The sequence below is a fragment of the Bradyrhizobium sp. BLXBL-01 genome (genome assembly GCF_051853025.1).
Taxonomy (GTDB): domain Bacteria; phylum Pseudomonadota; class Alphaproteobacteria; order Rhizobiales; family Xanthobacteraceae; genus Bradyrhizobium.
Map to the genome: position 1 here is coordinate 2,834,719 of NZ_CP182471.1, position 25,257 is coordinate 2,859,975.

At 61.5% G+C, this 25,257-nt stretch carries 19 protein-coding genes; 10 read left to right on the forward strand and 9 right to left on the reverse strand.

Going from position 1 to position 25,257, the window contains the following annotated elements:
- Window positions 1-116: 116 nt before the first annotated feature.
- Complete coding sequence (locus ACNJYA_RS12870; protein WP_212255465.1) at window positions 117-899, forward strand: enoyl-CoA hydratase/isomerase family protein; 783 nt, start codon at window positions 117-119, stop codon at window positions 897-899.
- Between the two features lie 141 nt (window positions 900-1,040).
- On the opposite strand, the gene ACNJYA_RS12875 is transcribed toward ACNJYA_RS12870, so the two are convergent.
- The 3 genes from ACNJYA_RS12875 to ACNJYA_RS12885 all read right to left on the reverse strand — a co-directional run bounded on the left by ACNJYA_RS12875 (window position 1,041) and on the right by ACNJYA_RS12885 (window position 5,281).
- Window positions 1,041-1,469: a GlcG/HbpS family heme-binding protein gene (locus tag ACNJYA_RS12875; RefSeq protein WP_212255467.1), complete on the reverse strand. Its 429-nt coding sequence runs from the start codon at window positions 1,467-1,469 to the stop codon at window positions 1,041-1,043.
- Entirely contained in the window at window positions 1,462-4,431 is a 2,970-nt protein-coding gene (locus ACNJYA_RS12880; RefSeq protein WP_439403026.1) for an FAD-binding and (Fe-S)-binding domain-containing protein, read from the reverse strand. The genes ACNJYA_RS12875 and ACNJYA_RS12880 overlap by 8 nt, the downstream gene beginning before the upstream one ends.
- A gap of 103 nt (window positions 4,432-4,534) precedes the next feature.
- Complete coding sequence (locus tag ACNJYA_RS12885; protein WP_212255471.1) at window positions 4,535-5,281, reverse strand: GntR family transcriptional regulator; 747 nt, start codon at window positions 5,279-5,281, stop codon at window positions 4,535-4,537.
- A gap of 134 nt (window positions 5,282-5,415) precedes the next feature.
- On the opposite strand from ACNJYA_RS12885, the gene ACNJYA_RS12890 reads away from it, so the two are divergent.
- The 3 genes from ACNJYA_RS12890 (at window position 5,416) to ACNJYA_RS12900 (ending at window position 8,759) form a co-directional block, all read left to right on the forward strand.
- A complete protein-coding gene (locus ACNJYA_RS12890) occupies window positions 5,416-6,618 on the forward strand; it encodes a pyridoxal-phosphate-dependent aminotransferase family protein (protein ID WP_439403027.1) in 1,203 nt (400 codons plus the stop codon).
- Window positions 6,619-6,723: 105 nt separating this feature from the next.
- Window positions 6,724-7,923, forward strand: coding sequence for a pyridoxal-phosphate-dependent aminotransferase family protein (locus tag ACNJYA_RS12895; protein ID WP_212255474.1), 1,200 nt, complete (start codon window positions 6,724-6,726; stop codon window positions 7,921-7,923).
- A 38-nt stretch (window positions 7,924-7,961) separates the two neighbouring features.
- Complete coding sequence (locus ACNJYA_RS12900) at window positions 7,962-8,759, forward strand: enoyl-CoA hydratase/isomerase family protein (protein WP_439403028.1); 798 nt, start codon at window positions 7,962-7,964, stop codon at window positions 8,757-8,759.
- A 117-nt stretch (window positions 8,760-8,876) separates the two neighbouring features.
- Here the strand turns inward: ACNJYA_RS12900 and ACNJYA_RS12905 are convergent, their stop codons facing one another.
- The 3 genes from ACNJYA_RS12905 to ACNJYA_RS12915 form a co-directional block, all read right to left on the reverse strand.
- Entirely contained in the window at window positions 8,877-9,224 is a 348-nt protein-coding gene (locus ACNJYA_RS12905; protein ID WP_257187446.1) for an addiction module antidote protein, read from the reverse strand.
- A gap of 217 nt (window positions 9,225-9,441) precedes the next feature.
- Window positions 9,442-9,903, reverse strand: a complete 462-nt coding sequence (locus ACNJYA_RS12910; RefSeq protein ID WP_172785395.1) for a hypothetical protein — start codon at window positions 9,901-9,903, stop codon at window positions 9,442-9,444.
- A gap of 267 nt (window positions 9,904-10,170) precedes the next feature.
- Entirely contained in the window at window positions 10,171-10,524 is a 354-nt protein-coding gene (locus ACNJYA_RS12915; RefSeq protein WP_274162037.1) for a hypothetical protein, read from the reverse strand.
- Between the two features lie 278 nt (window positions 10,525-10,802).
- On the opposite strand from ACNJYA_RS12915, the gene ACNJYA_RS12920 reads away from it, so the two are divergent.
- The 3 genes from ACNJYA_RS12920 (at window position 10,803) to ACNJYA_RS12930 (ending at window position 14,067) form a co-directional block, all read left to right on the forward strand.
- Entirely contained in the window at window positions 10,803-11,777 is a 975-nt protein-coding gene (locus tag ACNJYA_RS12920; protein WP_439403029.1) for a Bug family tripartite tricarboxylate transporter substrate binding protein, read from the forward strand.
- Between the two features lie 205 nt (window positions 11,778-11,982).
- Window positions 11,983-12,525, forward strand: a complete 543-nt coding sequence (locus tag ACNJYA_RS12925) for a tripartite tricarboxylate transporter TctB family protein (protein ID WP_439403030.1) — start codon at window positions 11,983-11,985, stop codon at window positions 12,523-12,525.
- Between the two features lie 12 nt (window positions 12,526-12,537).
- Window positions 12,538-14,067, forward strand: coding sequence for a tripartite tricarboxylate transporter permease (locus ACNJYA_RS12930; RefSeq protein WP_439403031.1), 1,530 nt, complete (start codon window positions 12,538-12,540; stop codon window positions 14,065-14,067).
- Between the two features lie 611 nt (window positions 14,068-14,678).
- On the opposite strand, the gene ACNJYA_RS12935 is transcribed toward ACNJYA_RS12930, so the two are convergent.
- A complete protein-coding gene (locus ACNJYA_RS12935) occupies window positions 14,679-15,983 on the reverse strand; it encodes an O-antigen ligase family protein (protein WP_439403032.1) in 1,305 nt (434 codons plus the stop codon).
- Between the two features lie 72 nt (window positions 15,984-16,055).
- Complete coding sequence (locus ACNJYA_RS12940; protein WP_439403033.1) at window positions 16,056-17,249, reverse strand: CaiB/BaiF CoA transferase family protein; 1,194 nt, start codon at window positions 17,247-17,249, stop codon at window positions 16,056-16,058.
- A 1,081-nt stretch (window positions 17,250-18,330) separates the two neighbouring features.
- Between ACNJYA_RS12940 and ACNJYA_RS12945 the strand changes: the two genes are divergently transcribed.
- A complete protein-coding gene (locus ACNJYA_RS12945; protein ID WP_439403034.1) occupies window positions 18,331-19,626 on the forward strand; it encodes a hypothetical protein in 1,296 nt (431 codons plus the stop codon).
- A gap of 90 nt (window positions 19,627-19,716) precedes the next feature.
- Here ACNJYA_RS12945 and ACNJYA_RS12950 read toward each other — a convergent pair whose 3' ends face one another.
- Window positions 19,717-20,016, reverse strand: coding sequence for a hypothetical protein (locus ACNJYA_RS12950; RefSeq protein ID WP_439403035.1), 300 nt, complete (start codon window positions 20,014-20,016; stop codon window positions 19,717-19,719).
- Window positions 20,017-20,214: 198 nt separating this feature from the next.
- On the opposite strand from ACNJYA_RS12950, the gene ACNJYA_RS12955 reads away from it, so the two are divergent.
- Window positions 20,215-22,788 carry a M10 family metallopeptidase C-terminal domain-containing protein gene (locus tag ACNJYA_RS12955; RefSeq protein ID WP_439403036.1) on the forward strand — a complete coding sequence of 858 codons (2,574 nt, stop codon included), beginning with the start codon at window positions 20,215-20,217 and terminating at the stop codon, window positions 22,786-22,788.
- A 1,460-nt stretch (window positions 22,789-24,248) separates the two neighbouring features.
- Window positions 24,249-25,247: an NAD-dependent 4,6-dehydratase LegB gene (locus ACNJYA_RS12960; RefSeq protein WP_439403037.1), complete on the forward strand. Its 999-nt coding sequence runs from the start codon at window positions 24,249-24,251 to the stop codon at window positions 25,245-25,247.
- Window positions 25,248-25,257 lie beyond the last annotated feature (10 nt).

Below are 25,257 nucleotides of genomic sequence, written 5' to 3' on the forward strand. Positions count from 1 at the left end.
GCGAAGCGAAGTTGCGCCCACACGCTATGGTGACGCGACCTTGCAGATTGCCCTTGCGCGCGCGGCCCGACCTGCCGCAAATGGCTGCAAAACGGGACCAAGCAAGCGAGCATGCCATGACCGACCCCACAGCTGTCATCACCGAGAAGCGCGGGCAGGCGTTCTGGATCACCATCAACCGGCCGGAGAAACGCAACGCGCTGAACGGCGAGGTCATCGCCGGCATCACAAGAGCCTATCGCGATGCGCATGACGACAAGGACGTCCGCGTCATCGTGCTGACGGGCGCGGGCGACAAGGCGTTCTGCGCGGGCGCCGACTTGCAGAATTCCGGCGCGGCTTTCGCGATGGATCATTCTAAACCAAATGTCGACTATGCCGATCTGTTACGTTTGTCACAGAACGCCACCAAGCCCGCCATCGCGCGGGTCGCCGGCGTCTGCATGGCCGGCGGCATGGGCCTGCTGTGCATGACCGACATGGCGGTTGCGGCCGATCACGTCGTCTTCGGCCTGCCGGAGGTGAAGGTCGGCGTGTTCCCGATGCAGGTGCTGAGCCTGCTCCAGCGCATCGCTCCGCCCCGTCTCGTCAACGAATGGGCGCTCACGGGCGAGCCGTTCGATGCCAAGGCCGCGCAGGCCGCAGGCCTGCTCAACTATGTCGTGCCTGCCGCCGAGCTCGACGCCAAGGTCGACTGGCTGATCGGCCGCATCGTCGACAAATCACCGACCGCGATCCGCCGCGGCAAATACGCCATGCGCGCGATCGCCTCGATGTCGTTCGACGAGAGCATCGCCTACACCGAAAGCCAGATCGCGCTGCTCGCGATGACCGAGGACGCCAAGGAAGGGTTGAAAGCGTTCAGCGAGAAGCGGAAGCCGGTCTGGACGGGGAGGTGAGAGCAGTCTTGCGCGCAGTTCGTAGGGTGGGTTAGCGAAGCGTAACCCACCGCCATCTGTTACCGCGGAAGGAGAAGTGGTGGGTTACGCCCTGCGGGCCGCGCTTTGCGCGCCCACAGTGCTAACCCACCCTACGGCACCTCACCCCGCATTCGCCTTCAGCCCCGCCGCCTGGATGCCCGCCACGGCGCAGGCCTCGTCATTGTCGGACGTGTCGCCAGAAACACCGACCGCGCCGAGCAAGGTCGTGCCGTCCATGATCAGCACGCCGCCGGGGACCGGCACCAGTGCGCCCTTGGCAATCGTGTTCACGGCATCGATGAAATAGGCCTGCTCCTGCGCGCGCTGGAACAAAGCGCGCGAGCCCATGCCCATCGCGAGGGCACCATAGGCCTTGCCATGCGCAATCTCGGCGCGCATCAGGCTGGTCCCGTCCTGCGCCGCCGCGAGCTTGAGCACGCCGCGGGCATCGAGAATGGTCACGACCAGCGGCTTCAGCGTGAGCTCGCCGGCCTTCGCGAAGGCGGCGTCGAGGATCTTTCGGGCGGTGTCGAGGGTGAGGTCAGCCATGGCTGGTTTCCTTTGCAGCTGGAGAAATGGACTTGGCGCGATCGAGGCTCATGGCCAGCACGCGCGCGACGTGAAGCGCTTCGCGCTTCGTGCCGTCGCGGATCTGGTGCCGGCATGAGGTGCCATCGGCGACGACGAGCGTATCCGGGTCCGCGCGTCGCACGGCCGGCAGCAGCGACAGCTCGGCCATTTCGATCGAGGCGTCGTAGGTATCCGCACCATAGCCGAACGCGCCGGCCATGCCGCAGCAGCTCGACTCGATAGTCTTGACCTCAAGGCCCGGGACGAGGCGCAGCACCTGCTCGACCGGCTTGAACGCGCCGAAGGATTTTTGATGGCAATGGCCGTGCACGACGGCCTTGTCCTCGACGGTGCCGAGCGGCAGTTGCAGCCGTCCGGCCTCGGCCTCGCGCACCAGGAACTCCTCGAAGGTCAGCGCATGGGCGCCGACCGCCCTGGCATCGTTGTCCTTGCGCAGCGAAGCGAGCTCGTCGCGCAGCGTCAACAGGCAGCTCGGCTCGAGCCCGACGATCGGCACGCCGCGTGCCGCGAACGGCGCGAAAGCCGAGACCAGCCGGTCGAGCTCCGCCTTGGCTTCGTCGACGAGACCGGCCGAGAGGAACGTGCGACCGCAGCACAGTGGACGGCCGCCGCTCGCAGGTTTTGGCAGATGCACGCGATAGCCGCCAGCCGTGAGTACGCGCAGCGCTGCGTCCAGGTTCTCGCGCTCATAGATTCGATTGAAAGTGTCCGCGAACAGCACGACCTCGCGGCCGGTCTCCGGGCCAATGCTTTCGGCGGGCGGTACGAACACATCGCTGCGGAAGGCGGGGAGCGCCCGGCGCGCGCTGATGCCGGCAAAGCGCTCGAACAGCTTTCGCAATAGCGGGCTGCTGTTGCGCAAATTCGCCAGCGGCGCGAAGCGCGAAGCAAGGCCGGCATAGCGCGGTAGATATCCGACCAGCCGGTCGCGCAGCGTCAGGCCGCGGCTGGCGGCGCGCGCCGCGAGCACCTCGATCTTCATCTTGGCCATGTCGACGCCGGTGGGGCATTCGTGGCGGCAGGCCTTGCAGGAGACGCAGAGTTTGAGCGTCTCCATCATTTCGTCCGACGACAGCGCATCAGGGCCGAGCTGGCCCGAGATCGCAAGCCGCAGCGTGTTGGCGCGGCCGCGGGTGACGTCCTTCTCATTGCGCGTGGCACGATAGGACGGGCACATCACGCCGCCCTCGAGCTTGCGACAGGCGCCGTTGTTGTTGCACATCTCGACAGCGCCCTGGAACCCGCCGCCGGCGCCGGGATAGGCGGACCAGTCGAGTTTTGTCTTGAGCTCGGCGACGCGATAGTCGGGCTTGAAGCGGAACAGCGAGCGGTCGTCCATTTTGGGCGCGTCGACGATCTTGCCGGGATTGAGCACGCCGGCGGGGTCGAAGCGCTGCTTCACCTCCCTGAAGTCGGCGACGAGACGCTCGCCGAACATCGTTGCGTGGAACTCGGACCGCACCAGGCCGTCGCCATGCTCGCCGGAATGCGAGCCCTTGTACTCGCGCACCAGCGCGAAAGCCTCCTCGGCGATGGCGCGCATCGCCTTGACGTCTTTCTCCAGCTTCAGGTTCAGAACGGGGCGCACATGCAGGCAGCCCTCCGAAGCGTGCGCGTACATCGTGCCGCTGGTGCCGTGCCTGGCGAAGACTTCGTTCAGCCGCGCGGTGTAGTCGGCGAGGTGCGGCAGCGGCACGGCACAGTCCTCGACGAATGAGACCGGCTTGCCCTCCTGCTTCATCGACATCATGACGTTGAGGCCGGCCGCACGGAAGTCGGCAATGCCGCTCTGCAGCGCGGGCTCGGTAATCTCCACCACGCCGCCCCATTTGCGCGTGTCGTGGTTCCAGCCGAAGCCGAGATCGCCCATCAGCTCCGTAAGCTGCTTGAGGCGCACCAGATTGTCGGCTTGGTCCTCTTCGGCGAATTCGACCACCAGCACGGCATCCGGATCGCCCTTGATTGCCGCGGAGATGACGGGTGCGAACATCGCGATGTCGCGGCCGAGCGCGATCATGGTGCGGTCGACCAGCTCGACTGCGATCGGCTTCAGCTTGACCAGATGCTGGGCCGCGTCCATCGCTTCGTAGAAGCTGCCGAAATGGCAGACGCCGAGCGCCTTGTTGCGGATCACGGGCCAGAGCTTCAGCTCGACCTTGGTCGTGAAGGCGAGGGTGCCTTCCGAGCCGACCAGAAGATGCGCCATGTTGTTCGGCGCATTGCGCGGCACCAGCGCATCGAGATTGTAGCCGCCGACGCGGCGCTGCACCTTCGGGAAGCGCGCGGCGATCTCGTCGGCCTCGCGGGTGCCGAGGTCGAGCATGTCGCGGAACAGCGCGCGGGTGCTGTCGGGAGCCTCGACGTCGGAGAGATCGCGCGACACCTCGCCGAACCGGCTCAGCGTGCCGTCGGCGAGGCTAGCCTCCATCGACAGCGTGTTGTCGCGCATGGTGCCGTAGCGAAGCGAGCGGCCGCCGCAGGAATTGTTGCCGGCCATGCCGCCGATGGTGGCGCGCGACGCCGTGGAGACGTCGACCGGAAACCACAGGCCGTGCTTTTTGAGCTGGCGGTTGAGATCGTCGAGCACGATGCCGGGCTCGACCACGCAGGTCCGGCCCTCGACGTCGAGCGACAGGATGCGGTTGAGATGCTTGGAGAGATCCACCACGAGCCCGTCATTGACGGTCTGGCCGCATTGCGAGGTGCCACCGCCGCGCGGGGTGACCTTCAGCCCCTCGTCGCGCGCGATCGCCAGCGCCCGCAAGGCCTCGTCCATGGTCTTGGGCACCACCACGCCTGATGGCATGATCTGGTAGAACGAGGCGTCGGTGGCGTAGCGGCCGCGGCTGAAGCCGTCGAACAGGACGTCGCCGGTCAATTCCGACCGCAGGCGCCGTTCGAGCGAGGAGGCGTTCGTCATCCCTGATCCCGGACTGACCCGGCGAGGCTCAGCCTCGCTGAGTTATTCATTACGATTCTTGACCGCTTATATTGTGAATGCAAAATGAGCAAGCCAGGCGCCTTCAAGGCGACGCCGGCGCGCCCTCTTGGGGCTCGGTCAGGTGCTCGATCGCGGCCGTCCGCTTGTTGCGCAGATGCTGGAACAGGATGTCGCTGAGCTCGCTACCGGCGCGCCGGCGCAGTGCATCGAGGATGGCCTCGTGCTCGCGCATGGCTTCCGCCCAGCGCTGCCGCTTGCGGGCGAAATTGGCGGAGTAGCGGACGCGTCGGATCCGGCCGGCGAAATTGGCGTAGGCAATCTTCAGCGTCTCGTTGCGCGCGGCCGCGACAATGCTCTCGTGGATGCGCTGGTTGGCCTGGAAATAGCCGTGCATGTCGCGATGCAGATAATGGCCATACATCTCGTAATGCAGCTGCTCGATCGCCGTGATTTCCGCATCCGTGATGGCTTCGCAGGCGAGGCGCCCAGCCAGGCTTTCCAGTCCCGCCATGACGTCGAACAGTTCTTCCAGGTCGCGCTGGCTGAGCTGGCGCACCCGTGCGCCGCGGTTGGGTAGTAGCTCGATCAGGCCCTCGGCGGCGAGCACCTTGAGCGCCTCGCGCAACGGCGTGCGGGAGATGCCGAGCATCTGGCAGAGCTGCCGCTCGGGAACGCGCGCGCCTTCGGGAATATTGCCTTCGACCACGTAGTCGCGCAGCCGCAGCAGGATCTCGCCATGCAGCGAGGCCTCGTGACGGTTTTCCTGGCGATCGCCGGTGCCGGCGGGCGGGGTGATCGGAACCCCGGTGTCGGGAATCGTGGATTTCATCTGCAGCACAGTAGTTTGCCGGATTGGTCGCGTCGACGCTCCGCAATCGAATACCAGATTTCGATTGAATGGACAAAAAATGAATGCAAAATAGGCGATAGAGTGGGCCTTAACTCGCCGAAAGGGAGCTTTTCATGTCTCAGGGACGCCATTTCCTGCAGATTCCGGGCCCGAGCCCGGTCCCCGAGCGCGTCCTGCGCGCGATGGACATGCCCGTCATCGACCACCGCAGCGCCGAATTCGGCGAGCTCGGCCGGACCGTGCTCGAAGGCAGCCAGAAGATCTTTCAGACCAAGGGGCCGGTGGTGATCTTCCCTTCGTCAGGGACCGGCGCCTGGGAGGCTGCGATCGTCAACACGCTGTCGCCAGGCGACAAGGTGCTGATGGTCGAGACCGGCCACTTCGCCACGATGTGGCGGCAGATGGCCGGCCGCTTCGGCATCGAGGTCGATTTCGTCCCGGGCGACTGGCGCCGCGGCGCCGATCCGGCGGTGATCGAGGCCAAGCTCTCCGAGGACACCGCGCGCACCATCAAGGCCGTCATGGTCGTGCACAACGAGACCTCGACCGGCGCGACCAGCCGCATCGCCGAGATCCGCGCCGCTATCGACCGCGCGTCGCATCCGGCGCTCTTGATGGTCGACACCATCTCCTCGCTCGGCTCGGTCGACTATCGTCATGACGAGTGGAAGGTCGACGTCAGCGTCAGCTGCTCGCAAAAGGGTTTCATGCTGCCGCCCGGCCTCGGCTTCAACGCGATCTCGGAGAAGGCGCTGGCTGCATCCAAGACCAACAAGATGCCGCGCTCCTATTTCGACTGGGAGGAGATGCTCAAGCCCAACGCCAAGGGCTTCTTCCCCTATACACCCGCGACCAATCTGCTCTACGGCCTGCGCGAGGCGATCGCGATGCTGCTCGAGGAGGGGCTCGACAATGTTTTTGCGCGGCATCAGCGGCTCGCCGCCGCGACGCGGGCCGCCGTCAATCATTGGGGCCTCGAAGTGCTCTGCCAGGAGCCTTCGGAGTTCTCGCCGGTGCTGACCGCGGTGCTGATGCCGCCGGGGCATGATGCCGATCAGTTCCGGAAAGTCGTGCTCGACAATTACAACATGTCGCTCGGCTCGGGCCTGTCGAAAGTTGCCGGAAAAGTCTTCCGCATCGGCCATCTCGGCGAATGCAATGCGCTGACGCTGCTCGGCGCGCTCAGCGGTGTCGAGATGGGCCTGTCGGTGGCCGGCGTGCCGCACCGCTCCGGCGGCGTCGATGTCGCCATGAAGCTGCTGGAGCAGCGCCCGCGGGGCAATGCCGGCCCGCACCTGAAGATCGTCGGCACCTAAAGGTGGTCCGCCATCCCCGAACGGCCCTTTGGAGGAGGGGACAAGCCGGTCAAATGGTGCTATTCGGCGCCCATCAAATTCAAGGCAAGACCGGGAAGGACGCCGATGACCGTGCATACTGGAAGGCATTTCCTACAGATTCCAGGACCGACCAATGTGCCCGATCGGGTGCTGCGGGCGATGGACATGCCGACTTTGGACCATCGCGGTCCGGAGTTCGCCGAGCTCGGCTTTGCCGTGCTTGCCGCGATGCAGCGCGTGTTCCGCACCAAGCAGCCCGTGATCATCTTCCCCTCGTCCGGTACCGGCGCCTGGGAAGCGGCGATGGTCAACGTGTTTGCGCCTGGCGACAAGGTCCTGATGTGCGAGACCGGCCAGTTCGCCGTGCTCTGGCGCGGCATTGCCGACAAGTTCAAGCTCGACGTCGACTTCATCCCGAGCGACTGGCGCCATGGCGCCGACCTCGCCGAGATCGAGAAGCGCCTTGCCGCCGACAAGCAGCACGCGATCAAGGCGGTCTGCGTCGTGCACAACGAGACCTCGACCGGCTGCGTGACTCCTCCCTTGGAGGTGCGCAAGATCCTCGACCGTGTCAAACATCCGGCGCTGTTGATGGTCGACACCATCTCCGGCCTCGGCTCGATGGAATATGAGCACGATGCCTGGGGCATCGACGTTTCGGTCGCCGGCTCGCAGAAGGGCCTGATGCTGCCGCCGGGCCTCGGCTTCAACGCCGTCTCGGAGAAGGCACTCGCGGTCGCCAAGGCCAATCCGGGCATGCGCTCGTACTGGGACTGGCAGGAGGTCATCAGCTTCAACAAGCTCGGTACCTTCCCCTACACGCCAGCGACGAACCTGCTCTACGGCCTGCGCGAGGCGGTGAAGATGCTGGAGGAGGAGGGGCTGGAGAACGTCTGGACCCGCCACAAGCGCCACAGCGCCGCGACGCGCGCTGCGGTCAAGGTTTGGGGCCTGGAGACGCAATGTGCCGATCCCGCCGCGCATTCTCCGGCGCTGACCGGCGTTCGCGTGCCCGAGGGCTTTGATGCCGACGCCTTCCGCAAGGTTGTGCTGGAAAACTTCGACATGTCGCTCGGCACCGGCCTGAACAAGGTGAAGGGCAAGGTGTTCCGCATCGGCCATATCGGCCATTTCAACGATCTGATGCTGATGGGCACGCTCGCAGGCGTCGAGATGGGCCTCGACCTTGCAAAGATCCCGCACCGAAGCGGCGGCGTGCTTGCGGCCATGGACGTCCTGAAGGGACGCGACGTGGTGCCGATGACCAAGGCTCAGGTTGCCTAAAGGCAGCCTGACTGAACTAGTGAAGAAAGTGAAGCGCGATGAACGCACCGACGACGACCAACGAAGACCTGCTCTACTCCGTCACGGACGGCATCGCGCGGATCACCTTCAACCGCCCGCAGGCGCGCAACGCCATGACCTTCGCCATGTATGACCGCATGGCGGAGATCTGCGAGGAGATCAACGCCGACCGTTCGATCAAGGCGCTGATCCTGACCGGCGCGGGCGACAAGGCGTTCGCTTCCGGCACGGACATCTCGCAATTCCGCGCCTTCAAGACCGCGCAGGATGCGCTCGACTACGAGGCGCGCATCGACCGCGTGCTCGGCACGCTGGAGCAGTGCCGCGTGCCGGTGATCGCGGCGATCGCCGGCGCCTGCACCGGCGGCGGCGCGGGCATCGCGGCCTGCTGCGATCTTCGCATCGGCACCGAGACGACGCGGATCGGTTTTCCGATCGCGCGCACGCTCGGCAATTGTCTGTCGATGTCGAATATCAGCCGCGTCGTTGCGCTGGTCGGTCCCGCCCGCACCAAGGACCTGATCTTCAAGGCGCGCCTGGTCGAGGCGCCGGAGGCTCTGGCGCTCGGCCTGCTCAATGAGGTCGTGCCTGACGTGGAGACGCTGCAGCGCCGTGCCGACGAGACTGCAAAGCTCGTCGCCAGCCACGCGCCGCTGACGCTGGAGGCGACCAAGGAAGCCGTGCGCCGCATCCGCCGCACGCTGTCGCGCGAGGAAGGCGAGGACCTGATCCTGAAAGCCTATATGAGCGAAGATTTCCGCGAGGGCATGGACGCCTTTCTCAACAAGCGGGCGCCGGTCTGGAAGGGCAAGTAGCCCTGCCTCAGTCCGACCTGCGCCCTGTCAAAGGCATAGTTGCGACGAGCTAACGCGAAATCAAACTTCAGCCTGCGCGAATTCAATTCAGGTTGGAGATGCGCGCACGCGGCCGCGTCAGCGTGATCCTGGGCGTCTCCGGCCAGCGGCATGCGGGGAAAAAGACGGCCCGGTCGAGCTCACCTGCTGATCATCGATTGGCTTGGCAACCAATTTGACGCCGATCGAGTTCATGAGCTTTCGGACCGTCTCGAATTCAGGTTTTGCGGTCGCTTTGAACGTCTTGTAGAGACTCTCACGAGAGAGGCCGGCCGCTATCGAGATGTCACCCATCCCCTTGGCGCGCGCTGCGGTGTCGAGTGCGTTACAAATGTAAGCGTGGTCATTCGTCTCGAAGGCTTCAGTCAGATAAGCGGCAATCGCTGTCGGCGTCTTCAGATAGTCCGCAGCATCGAATGTAGTCACCCTTACATTCGCTCTCTGCTCAGAGCCGCGCTGCTGCGATCGCTTTGGCATGTCTGATGTTCCGATCTTGGCTTGACCTATCACAAGCGGTCAATGCGACTCCGTTGGAGACTTGCTCATGGTACACGCGCTGACCTGGTCAGTGATCAAGCGCACTTCGCTAGTCTCTGCCCCTAAGGTTCTCAAATGGCCGGCGTTACACATGCTCCTCGCGCGTCTACGCTTCGCGTGTTTCGTGATAGCCCGTAGCTTCGTCGATGATGCGCATCGCACCTGAGCCTTCGAGGTGCTCGGCGATAATTCCGGCGCGGTGAGCAATATTGCGTTGGGTTGTCTTTAAGACTCCGGCTCGTTGGGCGCGCGCAAAGACATCGCAGACCTCCGACAGGAAGTCGGCCGCGTACCCGAACGCCTTGAGGCCCTGTTTGGTACGGAATTCGATCTGGTTAGCGACCCGAATCAACTCTTCGCCGATAAACGGCTTTAGGTTCTGGACTGTCAAAAAAGCAGGGAGATTGGCGCCGCTCCTGTAATACTGACGTCCCTTGGGGGGGCGAATGCGACCTAGGCCCACCATGAAGCCACTCTGGGTCACCAGGCGCCGTCCGTCATCGAGAACGGCAACCTCAATCTCGATGCCGCCAAACCGGATGACGCCTTCATGCGTCGCCCGCGGCAAGTGTCTCGCCCAACGGGCCTTGGCGGCCTTCCGCGCAATTTCGCGTCGCTCGTCACCGGATAGCGCGGCAGCTCTAGCTGTGCCGCCAGCGGCTCGGGCGGGAACTCCCCACTTCACTTTCCACCGCGTTCTCTTCCGCGCGTGGCCGGGGTTCAAACTCAGTTTTCTACTGGTACTCATATTTTCAGGAATAGGGTTGGAAAACAAAATTGCAAGCACAGACGAAGCAAATATGCCCGTTAGGAGCCGTGCTTGCAGCTAGCAATGTTACCCTTCGAGCAAAGCCGGGTCATTCAGAACGTCCTTAACGCGTGCGGGTGAAGAGCTGTGCCAGACCGCTGTGCAGAATGCCTTGAGGATCACGTCTCGGCACTGAATTTGTGGAACCGGCCGAAACGTCGCGGCGAGGGCTTGAGCCACACTGAGTGCGCGGTAGACATCCCGCTCCCGATAGAGCTTCAGACCAAGCAGGCTTCCCAACAATCCACCCCAGAAGCTGTGCTTGTGGGAGCGTACCAAGACGCCCCGGCTGCCAACGGAGACCCAACAGGCGTCCCCGCTGTCGAGGATGATCGTTGCGTCGTGGCCAAATTTCTCGTTGATGTAGAGCAGGCGCGGCATCACGTCAGCACTTCAAAATACATTTCGCTAACTCAGAAAACGTCGGAGGCTTGATAAGTCAAGCCTGAGGCCGGGCCACTGATCTTTTTCGCTCGTCCAAAGGACCAACGGGCTCTTTGTAGCTCCTATCCCGCGAGACTTGTCTCATTCCAAAGTCATAAGGGGGATGACTTTGGATAGCTTGAACTCGGCTGGATTCGCCAGCACAATGGGCCTGAATTCATCGCCGAATTTCCAATGCAAACAAGAAGATAGGGAAGACGCACGTGGGACATGGAATGAAGGCCGCAATTGCGCTCGCAATGGCGGTTTGTGGTACGCCGGCAGTTGCGGGCTGGGAGCCGACGAAACCGGTGGAGATCGTGGTGGCGGCGGGCGCGGGTGGCGCCTCCGACCAGATGGCGCGGATGATGCAGGCCGCGATCCAGAAGAACAATCTGATGAAGCAGCCGATGGTGGTCTCGCTCAAGGGCGGCGCCTCGGGTGCGGAAGCGCTGATGTACATGAAGTCCAGCGAGGGCGATCCCAACAAGGTGCTGATCGCCTATTCGTTGATCTACATGCTGCCGCTGTCGGCGAAGATCCCGTTCAACTGGCGCGATCTGACGCCGGTCTCCGTGGTCGCGCTGGACCAGTTCGTGCTGTGGGACAACAGCGCAGGCCCCAAGACGGTGAAGGACTTCGTCGCGGCGGCGAAGGCGGCGAGCGCGCCGTTCAAGATGGGCGGCACCGGCTCCAAGCGCGAGGACCACGTGCTCACCGTGTTCCTGGAGCAGAAGACCGGCGCGAAATTCTCCTATCTGCCCTACAAGTCCGGCGGCGAGGCTGCAACCCAGCTGGTCGGCAACCACACCGAGGCCAACGTCAACAACCCGTCCGAAAATCTCGAAGTCTGGCGCGCCGGCCAGGTGCGGCCGCTCTGCGTGTTCGACAGGGAGCGCATTTCCTACACCACCAAGGTGACCGACACGCAGTCCTGGGCCGACATCCCGACCTGCAAGGAGGAGGGCGTCGACGTGCAATATCTGATGCTGCGCGCGATGTTCCTGCCCGGCAAGGTCACGCCGGAGCAGCAGGCGTTCTACGTCGATCTGTTCCACAAGGTGACGCAGACGGCGGAGTACAAGGAGTATATGGAAAAGCAGGCGCTGAAGCCGATCTTCCTCACCGGCAAGGACATGGTGCAGTTCCTCGAGGAAGACGATGCGCTGAACAAGTCGCTGATGACGGAAGCCGGTTTCGTCGCGAAGTAGCCGGTTTCCTTCACCTCGCCCCGCTTGCGGGGAGAGGTCGGATCGCATCGAAGATGCGATCCGGGTGGGGGGGGACTCTCCACGAGTCCGACTTTCACCGTTTGCGCGGAGACTTTCCCTCACCCCAACCCTCTCAGCGCGAGCGAAGCTCGTCGCGGCCCCGCAAGCCGGGAGAGGGGATTGGCCACAGCGTTGTTGTTTCAGCATGTCCCAAACCGATACCGAAATCGTCGTCGAGGATCCCACCGCGCCCGAAGACGATTCCCCTTCCGTCGTCTCGTCCGGCACGATCGAGATCGTCGTCTGCCTGCTGCTGCTCGCGCTCGCGGTCACGCTCGGCTACGACAATTGGCGCACCGGCGCATCCTGGGACGCGACCGGGCCCGAGCCCGGCTATTTCCCGTTCTATCTGTCCGTCATCCTTGCCGGCAGCAGCCTCTACGGGCTGATCGCGGCGCTGCTGGCACGGCGCGCCTCGTCGGGGACCTTTGTCACGCGCGCGCAAGGCCGCCGCGTGCTGGCGGTGTTCGTGCCGACGCTGCTGTTCTGCCTGGCGACCCAGTTCCTCGGCCTCTATGTCGCGAGCTTTCTCCTGATCGCGGGCTTCATGCGGCTCGTCGGAAAGATCGCGCTGTGGAAGTCGCTGCTCACCGCGTTCGCGTTCACGGCGCTCATGTTCGTCACCTTCGACGTCGCCTTCGACGTCATCATGCCGAAGGGGCCGCTCGAAGCGGCCCTCGGCCGCTAGGGGCGCCGCGCGATGGAAGCTCTCGGTCTCCTGCTCCACGGCTTTGCCGTCCTGCTGACGTGGAAGACGCTCGTGCTGATGATGGTCGGGCTGGTGCTCGGCATCTTCGTCGGCGTGCTGCCCGGGCTCGGCGGCCCCAACGGCGTTGCGATCCTGTTGCCGCTCACCTTCACGATGGACCCGACCTCGGCCATCGTGATGCTGTCCTGCATCTATTGGGGCGCCTTGTTCGGCGGCGCGATCACCTCGATCCTGTTCAACATCCCGGGCGAAGCCTGGTCGGTCGCGACCACTTTCGACGGCTATCCGATGGCGCAGCAGGGCAGGGCGGCGGAGGCGCTGACCGCGGCGTTCACCTCCTCCTTCGTCGGCTCGCTGGTCGCGGTGCTGCTGATCACCTTCCTCGCGCCGATGATCTCGTCCTTTGCGCTGAAATTCGGCCCGCCCGAGTTCTTCGCGGTCTATCTCCTGACCTTCTGCTCCTTTGTCGGCCTCGGGCGCGAGGCCAAGCACAAGACCGTCATCTCGATGTCGCTGGGGCTGCTGCTCGCCGGCATCGGCATGGATACGGTCTCCGGCAGTCTGCGCATGACCTTCGGCTCGCCGGAACTCTTGCGCGGCATCAACTTCCTGGTTGCCGTCATCGGCCTGTTCGGCATCAGCGAGATCCTGCTGACGATGGAGGAGCGCCTTGCGCTGCGCGGACATGCAGCTAGCATCTCGCTGCGCGTGGTGCTCGGCGTCTGGAAGGACCTGCCGAAATACTGGGTGACGCTGCTGCGCTCCTCCTTCATCGGCTGCTGGCTCGGCATCACCCCGGGCGGTGCGATCGCGGCCTCCTTCATGGGCTACAATCTGGCAAAACGCTTCGCCAAGGAGCCCGAGGGTTTTGGCAAGGGACGCATCGAGGGCGTGTTTGCGCCGGAGACGGCGGCGCATGCCTCCGGCACCTCGGCGCTGCTGCCGATGTTGGCGCTCGGCATTCCCGGCTCGGGCACCGCCGCGATTCTGCTCGGCGGATTGATGGTGTGGGGGCTCAATCCGGGGCCGCTGCTGTTCGTCGAGCACAAGGACTTCGTCTGGGGGCTGATCGCCTCGATGTATCTCGGCAACGTCGTCGGCCTCGTGCTGGTGCTGACGACGGTTCCGATCTTCGCCTCGATCCTGCGCGTGCCGTTCGCCGCGGTAGCGCCGATGATCGTGGTGTCCTGCGCGATCGGCGCCTATGCCATCCAGAACGCGATGTTCGACATCTGGCTGATGCTCGGCTTCGGCGTGGTCGGCTACGTCTTCAAGAAGATCGGCATTCCGCTGGCGCCGTTCACCCTCGCGCTCGTGCTCGGCAACCGTGCCGAGGATGCCTTCCGCCTGTCGATGATCGGCTCCGGCGGCACCTTGAAGGTGTTCTGGTCGAACGGCCTGGTCGGCTCGATCACAACCTTGGCGATTCTGCTGCTGTTCTGGCCAGTGATCGACGGCCTGCTTGGCCGTGTCGGCTGCAAGGCGGCCGGGCAAAACGGCGAGGCAACTAAATTACCTTAGTTCTAATGTGTCGTCACAGCCCGGTCGCTGACCCCTTCTGATTGTTTCCAGATGTTGCTGTTGCGCGACAGCCTGGCCGGGCTTGGCGCTTATGCTTCCCGTAGATTTCTTTCCTTTCACGGGCATTGCAATGAAGCAGGTTGTGATGGGAATTGTGCCGCTGATCTGGCATCGAAACCCTACGAGAAGGCCCCGTCGTCGATCCGGTCTGGAGTTGGAATGCTTCTATGCCGGATTGAACGCCGGGTATAGCTGCTGGCCGACCAGGTAGGATGTGCTGGCCTTCATCGTTCGGCACGTCCTGTGCGGCGCCGAGATGCTTGACCTGGGCGTCCTCGAACATCTGGTCGATCGCATAGATTCGTGTTCGGCAGCCGCGCGAGGATGCCCTCTGATTGTGCATGAGGCTCCAGGAGCCTGAAGGTGTTCTGGTCTCGATCGGGCAGGTCCGCTAAATAACGACGGTGGCCTGTACTGCTGTTCTGGCCTGCCAGAGCCTACTCCTCAGTCTCGGATTGGCGCCAGCCGAAGTCACATTAGCTGAGGGACTGCATGGCGCCACAGATACCCAAGGTCGCACCATCGATGCCATGCTCCACTGCCTGACGGCCTCAACGCTCACCGCCGCCATCATGCCGAGCAATCCCATCTACTCGCTGCAAAATCATTCCTGCTGCGAGACTAACACCGATTACGTAAAGCCAACCTGGTACAAAATCGAATAAATGAGAGTTGAACAAGGAGCTCACAATGTTCTGTACGACGACAATGAACCCAAGCCACGGATAGAATCCTGACCCGGCAAAAAAGGTAAGCTGACCAATCCACATCGCATACAAGATTACGCATCCGACAGAGCCCCACTGCACGGCGACGTTAAGAGTTTGATTGTGTGGATTGCTGATCGTCTGCGCTGCAAGTCCTGTTTGGCCGTGTGCGGCGCGATCGAACAGCGTCTGAACTGATCCTGTGCCATGCCCAAGGACTGGAGCTTCTCGAAAGAAAATGAGAGACTTGCGCCAATACTCTAGCCGCATTCCTGCCGAGGTTATCTCATTGCTAGCCCCGTATTTCGAATATTCGAGCAGGATGCTGTTCGTCCGATCACGTAGAGTGGAAGAGGCAAGCCAAGCAGTCCCGGCCAGAAAAACGAAACAGGCAATCGCGCCGTAAAAAAATGAGCGCGGTAGATAGAACGCCCCAAAAAGGAAGAGCATTATGGGCACATATATTAAGGCTGTCCGAGCGAGTGCAACGAACGATAGATTCACAAGAAATGCTACCGACAATGCGAGTAGAAGCAGCGCCAGATTGATTTTGCGAGATCGAATCAGCTCAAGGATCGGCCACGCCAGTACTACAGCGCATAAAGCAAATGATTGGCTTTGATCAATATAGTTCTTCACAGGAACCCCGGGCTGCAAATTTGCAATCGAAGTGAGGCTTGGCACAACGGCTGTGATCCAAGACAACATCAACAGGACGGTGCACGAGGAAAGGAATGCGTAAAGTATCCAAATCGCGCGCGATGATTTCTGAAAGTGGTATATCAAAATCGGCATCATTAGAAACTTGACCGAGGGATTCACGCCGCGCAGTCGAGCCGCCCAGGAGACGTCAGTTGCCCACAGAGTGCCTGCCAATGCGACTGCAAACAGCGCCGCGGCAAAGCCACTTCTGGAGCGCACAAGTGTGTCGACGAACTCTTTAATACGTATTCGCGGACACACACTAAGTGCCCAAAGTGCGCTGAAGATTGAGGTGATGGTTGTGGACCACGGCAGCGATGCTACCGTGATACAGGCGAGGAAATCGCTCGCTGCCATCGAACTCGGTAGAGCTAGGCAGAGTCGCCAATTTGGTACAATGCGGGCCTGTTTTGCGTCTACGGTGACCCTACTAAGCTTGTTTTCCATTGTGCCTCAAGTAGCGCGCATGCAAGTCGGATTTCCGATGCCTGCAACATTCTAACTAAAAGGGAGAGCGCCTTAGAGGACGCGGGCTTCTCTCAATCTGGCGATCTCGTCCTCGCTGAAGCCCGATTCTTCGAGAATTTCATTCGTCTGCTCGCCGAATTCCGGCGGCCGCGCCACCATCCTGCTCGGTGTCCGCGATAGCGTCACGGGCTGGCCGACCAGGCGGATGTGGCGGCCCTCGTCGTTCGGCACGTCCTGCGCGATGCCGAGATGCTTGACCTGCACGTCCTCGAACATCTGGTCGATGGCATAGATCGGCCCGCAGGGCACGCCGGCCTTGTTGAGCTCGCGGACCCAGGTCTCGGTCGACTTCGTCACCGTGCGCTTCTCGATCTCGGCGTTGAGCGCGTCGCGGTTCTTGGAGCGGGCAGGGGCGGTCGCATAGTCGGGATGGGCATAGAGCTCCGGTGCACCGATCGCCTGCGCGCAGCGCTCCCAGATCCGCCCGCCCGTGGTGGCGATGTTGATGTAGCCGTCCGAGGTCTTGAACACGCCGGTCGGGATGCTGGTCGGATGGTTGTTGCCGGCCTGCCTGGCGACCTCCTTCTCCATCAGCCAGCGGGCGGCCTGGAAGTCGAGCATGAAGATCTGGGCCTGCAGCAGCGAGGTCTGCACCCACTGGCCCTTGCCCGAGACCTCGCGCTCGAGCAGCGCGGTGAGGATGCCCATGGCGCAGAACAGGCCCGCGGTGAGGTCGGCGACGGGAATGCCGACTCGCATAGGTCCTCCGCCCTGCGCCCCGGTGATCGACATCAGCCCGCCCATGCCCTGCGCGATCTGATCGAAGCCCGGCCGCGTGTGGTAGGGGCCGTCCTGGCCGAAGCCGGAGATGCTGCCATAGACGATGCGCGGGTTGACCGCGGCGAGGCTGTCGTAGTCGATGCCGAGCTTCTTCTTCACATCAGGCCGGAAATTCTCGACCACGACGTCGGCCTTGGCGGCGAGGCGCTTGAACACCGCGAGCCCGCGCTCGTCCTTCAGGTTCAGCGCCATCGCCCGCTTGTTGCGGTGCAAATTCTGGAAGTCGGAACCACGCCGCGGCCCGCCCGGCTGCTCGCCCGCGGCATCATCGATCAGCGCATCGATCTTGATGACGTTGGCGCCCCAGTCGGCGAGCTGCCGCACGCAGGTCGGCCCCGAGCGGACACGGGTCAGATCGAGCACGGTGAAGCGCGACAGGGCTTCCGAGGCATGCGGGAAGGGCATCGTGAAAGGCTCCGGGGAGAATTGCTAACCTATCATATCGGCTGACAGAAGAGCGGCAAAGTCCCTGCGGGCGTTGGTTCGCAATGAACGCAGAAGGACGTCGCAGCGGCAGCGTCGATGATTGTCGATCACGGGATGCTAAGGTGGGCCGGTCCCTAGACTTTGAGGGCCGATCCGCTTGCTCTGAAACAAGACGACCGCGGCCTGACCAGAACAGCTTTGACCATCTAGCCTGGTCGCATTTATCGCTTTGCAAACGATTAGGTTGCGGGAGCCTGCCGATCGGGCGAGCAGGCTCCTACAACCGCATACAGCGAGCCGGCGCGGCAGGGCGTCATCTGGAAATCGGATACGATCCCGAAAACGAGGGTAGCCAGGGCCAAAGCAGCGACGAGGCCGATCCAGTTCATTCCACGAGAATACTTGAAGTTGTCCGCCAAACCAAGCGGCGCTAGGTGCCCCGATTGGTCAGTGAATGGGGCGGCGTCTGTCGATCAGGGCAGCGCCACTACTTCCAGAACGGACAGCGGGTTGCTCGTGGAAAGGGGCTTCGGAAGCCGATGCCACATACCAATTCGAGTGGATCGTACGGAGAAATGGCAATTGACCTCATTCAACTCAGCCGTTGTGGCAGTACTCCCAACGAGCTAGTTCATTGATTGGCTGGGGCTCCCCGCTAGTGTGGTCCCAAATCGCTTTGTTCTCCCGATGATCAGGCGGCGTGAGGATCGCTATTCTGGCCGACGCAAAGTCGAATCCGGCAGGTTGTCTTCGCCCGCACTCTGTTTGTGTCTGTGTGTCCCCATCTAGTTTGGTTTACAAGGTGCCGCGGAGTAGGCGAATGTGTCTGCATGTAAGAGGATCTGCTTTGCGGTGCCGATTATGGCCGAACGGCTTACAAGGTTGAAACGACGATAGCTCCCTGGGGCGCAGATTTGGTACGCGGTTTTGTCTTTAAACGGGCAGCATCACTCCAAGATTCCGTACTCATGCTGCAAAGCCCCGGCACGACCATGCCTCTGTTGTGCTAACCAATAGGGAAGTGGAGCGAAGTTGCATCATCACAATATGGGATGATAGCGTGTCTGCACTTGAGCTGGGGGCCGTGTTGAAACGATATCTACTGGCTGCATTCTTAACCGGCGTTGCGGTCGCCGCTCTGCAACCCATCTATTTTTTTCTTATGGCGAATTTGGACCGGGTGATTTCTCACGAGCGCACGTGGGAAAATATCCGACAGGCGTTCGACAGGGGAATTCTCGAAACGAGCTTTCACTCTAAGCATTTTTGGATAACTGGTGGCGACCGCTTTACAGACTGTATTTCGCTGGGCATAGGTTTGGAGCCTGGGGGCCGCGCCACCGCCGCGGGCATCATGGCCACGCGTCCTATCTCGGGCCCGCACACGTGTGACGCTCTGAAGGATGCGGCGGCCAATCCAGCTTCAGTTACCTGGATTCGATATGCCCGTTACTGGCATGGATATCGAGTTTATAGCGCACCGCTGGCGTCGGCTCTGCCAATTCTGACGCTCAAGCTCGCAAATTTAGTGGTACTGATCTCAATAGCCGCGCTCTTTTGCATTGAGGCGGCCAAGCTGATCGGAAGAGTTCCGACAATTTGGTTGTGCGCGCCGGTGTTGTTTATGACCGATTTTGTTCGGCTTTGGCAAGTTACGCCTCACACTGTCAGCACGGCCCTTATTCTTGGTGGTACAAGCGTTTTTGTGACGGCAGTCCGAAAGGGAGCGCCGGATTTAGTAATGGTTCTCTTGGCGGCGGTTTTCGGCTCAATCTTCAATTTTGTAGACTTCTTAGTGAACCCGCCTTGGATGCCGATGCTCATCGCCTTCTTTCTGGTCGCAGGAGGCCGGGGAGCGCCGATCGCCATTGTCTGTGTGGGGGCATGGTTTGCAGCATATGGATACACATGGATAGCCAAATGGGTCGTCGCTTATCTCGTCGAGCCATCTTTCGACATCAAGACCGACGTCATCGATACTGCGTTGTTTAGAATTGCCGGCGACGACGTCAAAGTCTGGCACGTTCCACTTGCCGCGACGACCAAGGTCGTCAAGGAAGTATTCTTGAGTTGGGGAATGGTGATTGTCGTGCCTGCCCTGATCTATTTGCGGGTGCGATTGCCGCGACCGAGCTTTACGTTGGCCTGGCCAGCGCTGATCCCTGTGGTGTGGTTTGAGATCTTGAGCAATCACAGCCAGATCCATGCAGGTGTGGTCTCAAGGAGCGCGGCCGCAGCGATCGGGGTTTGTGGTGCGGCAGCGGCTATTAAACGCGGTATTTCCGTCGGCTCGAAAGGCGATCTTGATGGGATGCCAGATGGCATGCAGTCCCAGCCGATGGACAACCGTGCTTAGTGGTCTGTGCCCTTTTCAACCAAAACAGGCGAGGGGCACAAGGATTGCGCGGCCCACGTTTCGCCGCGGGTCAGGAAATGACAGATATGTTCAGCGCGGCAAGCGCTTCAATTTGGCGCGCGCCTGCTCGGCCAGGGGATCATTGCCGTGTCGCGCGATGAAGAGCTCGAGTGCCTGCCGCGTTCCCTTCCGGCGGGCGGCTTTGTATTCCTCTGCGACAGCGGCGGCGGGATCCCGGGCCATCGGCATCGAGGGCGCGCGCGGCGCCGTGCCGCTGTTGTCCGCCTTGGCCTTCTCCACCATCACAGGCAGTCCTTCGAGACGTTGATGGGACAGTCCAGCAAGCGCAATGAAGGCGCCAAACAGGCCGGCCGGGAGTGTGCGTTGCATGAAACCCTGCAAATTACCGGCGTTCCGGGAACGAAACTCTATACTCGCGTTCCGTATGACTACGGTATTTAATGGCTAACACAGCCTTATGGGAGCAGCGCAAACGCCGTTGCCCCATTTAAACCAAACGTTTAACTCTCTAGCTAAAATCATGTGCCCCCGCGGCGAATCACACGACGCGTTGCTTTGGAGAGTGAATTGGCTACCGCTGTTAACGTAAGTGCCGCCAACAACGCCGAGATCGACGGCCTGCTGTCGGGCGTCAAATGGTCGGGCACGATCACCTACAGCTTTCCTGACGCGCCGAGCGACTATTCCAGTCCCTACAGCGGCGGCAACAGCGAGCCGACCACGTCGGGCTTCGCATCCGTGCCGACGCAGATCCAGGCGGCGATCAATTACGCGGTCGGGCTCATTCTGAGCTACACCAACGCCGACATCCAATATGCGGGCACGAATGGCGCCGACATCATGGTCGCGCAGTCGCCGGCCGCCAATCCGACTGCCTACGCCTACTACCCGGGCAATTATGCGTCGGGCGGCGACATTTGGTTCGGCACGCAATACAATTTCTCGCTGGCCAAGCTCGGCAACTACTACTTCACCACCGCGCTGCACGAGCTCGGCCACGCCTTCGGCCTCAAGCACAGCCAGGAGGCCGGCGGCCCCGCCAACGTCGCGGTGCCGAGCGCGCATGACGACAGCGAATACACCGTCATGAGCTATCGCAGCTATGTCGGCGCCTCGACGACAGGCGGCTACACCAACGAAGCGTACGGATATTCGCAGACCTACATGGCCAACGATATCCTCGCGTTCCAGACCATGTACGGTGCAGACTACGCGACCCAGAGCAGCAACACCGTCTACACCTGGAATCCGACCACGGGGCAAGAGTTCATCAACGGCGTCGGCCAGCTCGCCCCGGGCGGCGGCGTCGGCGGCTCGGCCAACCGCATCTACGAGACGGTGTGGGACGGCGGCGGCGTCGATACTTACGACCTGTCGAACTACACGACGAACCTGAGCATCAACCTCAATCCCGGTGCGTCATCGCTGTTCTCTGCGACGCAGCTCGCCAATCTCGGCAACGGCCATTACGCCTCGGGCAACGTCTACAACGCCTATCTCTACAACGGCGACGCGCGCTCCTACATCGACAACGCGACCGGGGGCTCGGGCAACGACACAATCATCGGCAACGCGATCGCGAACGCCCTCAACGGCGCCGGCGGCGGCGACACCTTTACGGGCGGCGGCGGCAACGACGCCATCGTCGGCGGCTCCGGCACCGATACCGCGGTTTACTCTGGCACCAAGGCGAATTACGGAATCAGCTACAACTCGACTACTCAGGTTTTCACGCTGGTCGATCTGCGTTCCGGCACGCCCGACGGCACCGATACCGTGTCGAGTGTGGAATTTTTCCAGTTCGCCGATGGCACGGTATCGAGTGCCACGCTTTCTAGCCCGCCGGTCGCGATCGAAGCTTCTGGCTCCGTCGAACTCGTGCAATGGGGAGGTTATTACTATCTGGAATCTATTTCGACCGGCACTGGCCCAACTCTCAAATCTGGAGGTGCTGCGATCGCGGTTGGACAGTGCGGGTCTTATGTACCGATCGGGGCGGAGCAGACAGGATCTGGCTACGAGGTCGTTTGGAAACACAGCAGCACCGACCAGTACGTGGTATGGAGTACCGATAGCAATGGGAATTACGTCTCCAGCCTTACCTCCGTTGTTTCAGGCACGAGTGCGACACTACAATCGTATGAAGCCGTTCTCTATCAGGATCTGAATGGCGACGGGACCGTTGGTGTAACGGCAACCACCACCGCGATCGAGTCGGCAGGCTCAACCACGCTTTCGCAGGTTGGATCCAACTATTATCTCTATACGGGCGGCATCGGCCTCTCGCTCAAGTCTGGCGGTGTGGCGATCACGGTCGGACAGTGCGGGTCTTATGCGCCGATCGGTGCGGAGCAGACGGTGGCCGGCTACGACGTCGTTTGGAAGAACGGCAGCGCCGACCAGTACGTGGTGTGGAGTACCGATAGCAATGGAAATTACGTCTCCAGCCTTACCTCCGTTGTTTCAGGCACGAGTGCGACACTACAATCGTATGAAGCCGTTCTCCATCAGGATCTGAATGGGGACGGGACGGTTGGTGCAGCGCCGACCACCACCGCGATCGAGTCGGCGGGTTCCACCACGCTTTCGCAGATTGGGTCCAATTATTACCTCTACACGGGTGGCGCCGGCCCCTCGCTCAAGTCCGGTGGCGCGGCGATCACCGTTGGACAGTGTGGGTCTTATGTACCGATCGGTGCGGAGCAGACAGGATCTGGCTACGACGTCGTTTGGAAAAACGGCAGCGCCGACCAGTACGTGGTGTGGAGTACCGATAGCAACGGAAATTACGTCTCCAGCCTTACCTCCGTTGTCTCAAGCTCGAGTCCGACGCTGCAATCGTATGAATCCGTTCTCCATCAGGATCTGAATGGAGACGGGACGATCGCCGCAGCCACTACCGGTCAAGGAGCGGTGGGCGACAATTTCGCTTTTCGATCAGTGCTCCTGGAAGGAGGAGGTATGATCAGCAGGGTCGAGCCCGCGTCTGGGGATTTCATGTCGTTGTTTAACGCGGTGCAGGATGCGATCGTAAAGAGCATTGAGATGTCTGTCCTGAAATCGGTCGAGATAATCGAACATGCCGATACCGGTCCAGCGGCTCGGTTTGTCGATCCGATGGACCACTTCCATCTTATTTGAAGTCTTCGATGTCATTCTCCTCATAGATATGACGAAGATCGGCAAATTGCTGCCTGAAGCCCCGGTCATTCTAATCGTGCCGCCGGTTTTCTTTATGCTCTTGTCAGACCCGCGATCGCCCGCGGCCACCGCGCGACGCGCCTGTATAACGGGATGAAAGCATTATTGCGGGGCGCTCTCGAGCTAACTTCATCGACTATCGTACCGAGAGCGCGTCAATTCGTGATTCAAGAAATTTCCTTGATCTTGCCAACAAAATAGCTGGTAGCATGATAAGGGCTTCCATGGTCGAGCAAAGTCTAGCCTTTTACGGTTCGTTAACCTTTATCAACTACTAACTTCTTTCTAAGTCGAATTGGGGGCTCCTTTGACTGCCGTTTTTGCGGAGATATGGAACCAAGTGCCAGGTGCATTGCGCGAATTACTTCTGGGACTGGTTGTCGTTGGGGCTTTGTCAGCGCCACTGCTGGCCTACACAGAACGCGCGAGCCAGTTGTCACAAGAACAGATAAACGAATTTAGGACGCAGTTCCTGAAATTGAGAGACGATAGGAATGCGGCCCTTGATCAACGCGTCGCACTAGGTCAGTAACCGAATTTGAGAGCTCATCGAGTACGGGGCTTGATATTTACCCCCTCTGATTGTTGCCGTGCCGGCCTCTTTTTTCTGTACGATTAGCGTTGCAGATCTTGACTTTGGCCAGGTAGATTTACGCTAGCGGAACTTGATCTTCATCGGTTAGAGTCCACGCCGAGCCTTACATTGGACTTTTGCTCGACCACCTTAGCATTGTTGCCGACGTCTGCTGACTTGATGCGCGGAGGTGGTGCTAGGTTCTTGGCAGCAGGGAGTCTAATGGAATGTTGCTACTGCGAAAAGTCGCGACCTTGTCGATGTTTCTCTCGGTGATTGGTTCGAACCTCCGCTGGCACTGGACGAACAATTTATTTGCCGGTCTTTTGGCTATTCTAGCCGCGCTTATTGTGTACTTGGTGATTCGCCACGTGATGCAAGAGCGCGCGTACGCGGAGATGCGGCGCCGTTATGGGCAAGATTGGGGCTAGGCCTCTGCCGCTGCCTTCCGGGACGAGCGGACCGACATCGTGTCGGTGGAGAACGGGGCTACGTCAGGCCCCATGCGCGATTAGCAACATCTTCGGCCAATGCCTCAATGAGAAAGGGCATCAAACAGCATCCAGTCGCTTCCGGACACCCCATCCAGGATGACAGTCTGATCCAGCTCGGGCAATTTGCATGGCGGGGCAGCCGGGCGGGGATATTTCCAAGTTTTTCAAAGGCTTGTAGGGCATCCCGAGTTGTATTTCCCCGCGACGGTTCCGGATCCGTTAGGGGACGGCGGCTCATTCGAACTGGCCTCAAGCGGCCGGAGTGGTTAGAAGCGGCCGTCACAAGCCGGGATGCCAGGTCGGGTGGCCCGGCCGAGAGGGGAACTGAAGCTTTGCGAAAAGTACTTTTGACGGGGGCGGGCGGCTTCATCGGATCGCACCTTGCGGAAGAGCTGGCCCGGGGCAATATCGAGGTGCGCGCCTTCGTGCACTACAACAGCACGGGCTCGCACGGCTGGCTCGATTCCTCGCCGCCCGACATCCGCAAGGAATTCGACGTCTTCGCCGGCAATGTGTGCGACCCCAACGGCGTGCGCACCGCGATGAAGGGGTGCGACGCCGTCCTGCATCTCGCCGCGTTGATCGCGATTCCCTACTCCTATCATTCGCCCGACACCTATGTCGAAGCCAACATCCGCGGCACGCTCAACGTGCTGCAGGCGGCGCGCGATCTCGGCGTCGAGAAGGTGATCCACACCTCCACTAGCGAGGTGTACGGCACCGCGCAATTCGTTCCGATCACCGAGGAGCACCCGGTGCACGGCCAGTCGCCTTATTCCGCGACCAAGATCGGCGCCGATCAGCTCGCGCTGTCGTTCGAGCGATCGTTCGGCACGCCGGTGACGGTGGTGCGTCCGTTCAACACCTACGGCCCGCGGCAATCGGCCCGCGCGGTGATCCCGACCATCATCACCCAGATCGCGGCCGGCGCGCGCAAGATCAAGCTCGGTAGCATCCATCCGACCCGCGACTTCAGCTATGTCGCCGATACCGTCGCCGGCTTCCTGGCGGCGCTCGATTCCAAGGCCGGCGTCGGCGAGGTCATCAACATCGGCAGCGCCTTCGAGATCTCGATCGGCGACACCGCGCGGCTGATCGCCGAGCTGATGGAAGCGGAAATCGAGATCGAGCATGACGACGTTCGCGTGCGCCCCGAGCGCAGCGAGGTCGAGCGTCTCTGGGCGTCCAACGCCAAGGCGCAAAAGCTGCTCGGCTGGTCGCCGCGCTTCGGCGGCGTGGACGGCCTGCGCAAGGGTCTCGAACAGACCATCGCCTGGTTCACCAAAACGGAGAACTTGGCCCGCTATCGCGTCAATGCCTACACGTTGTGAGCAAGATGAG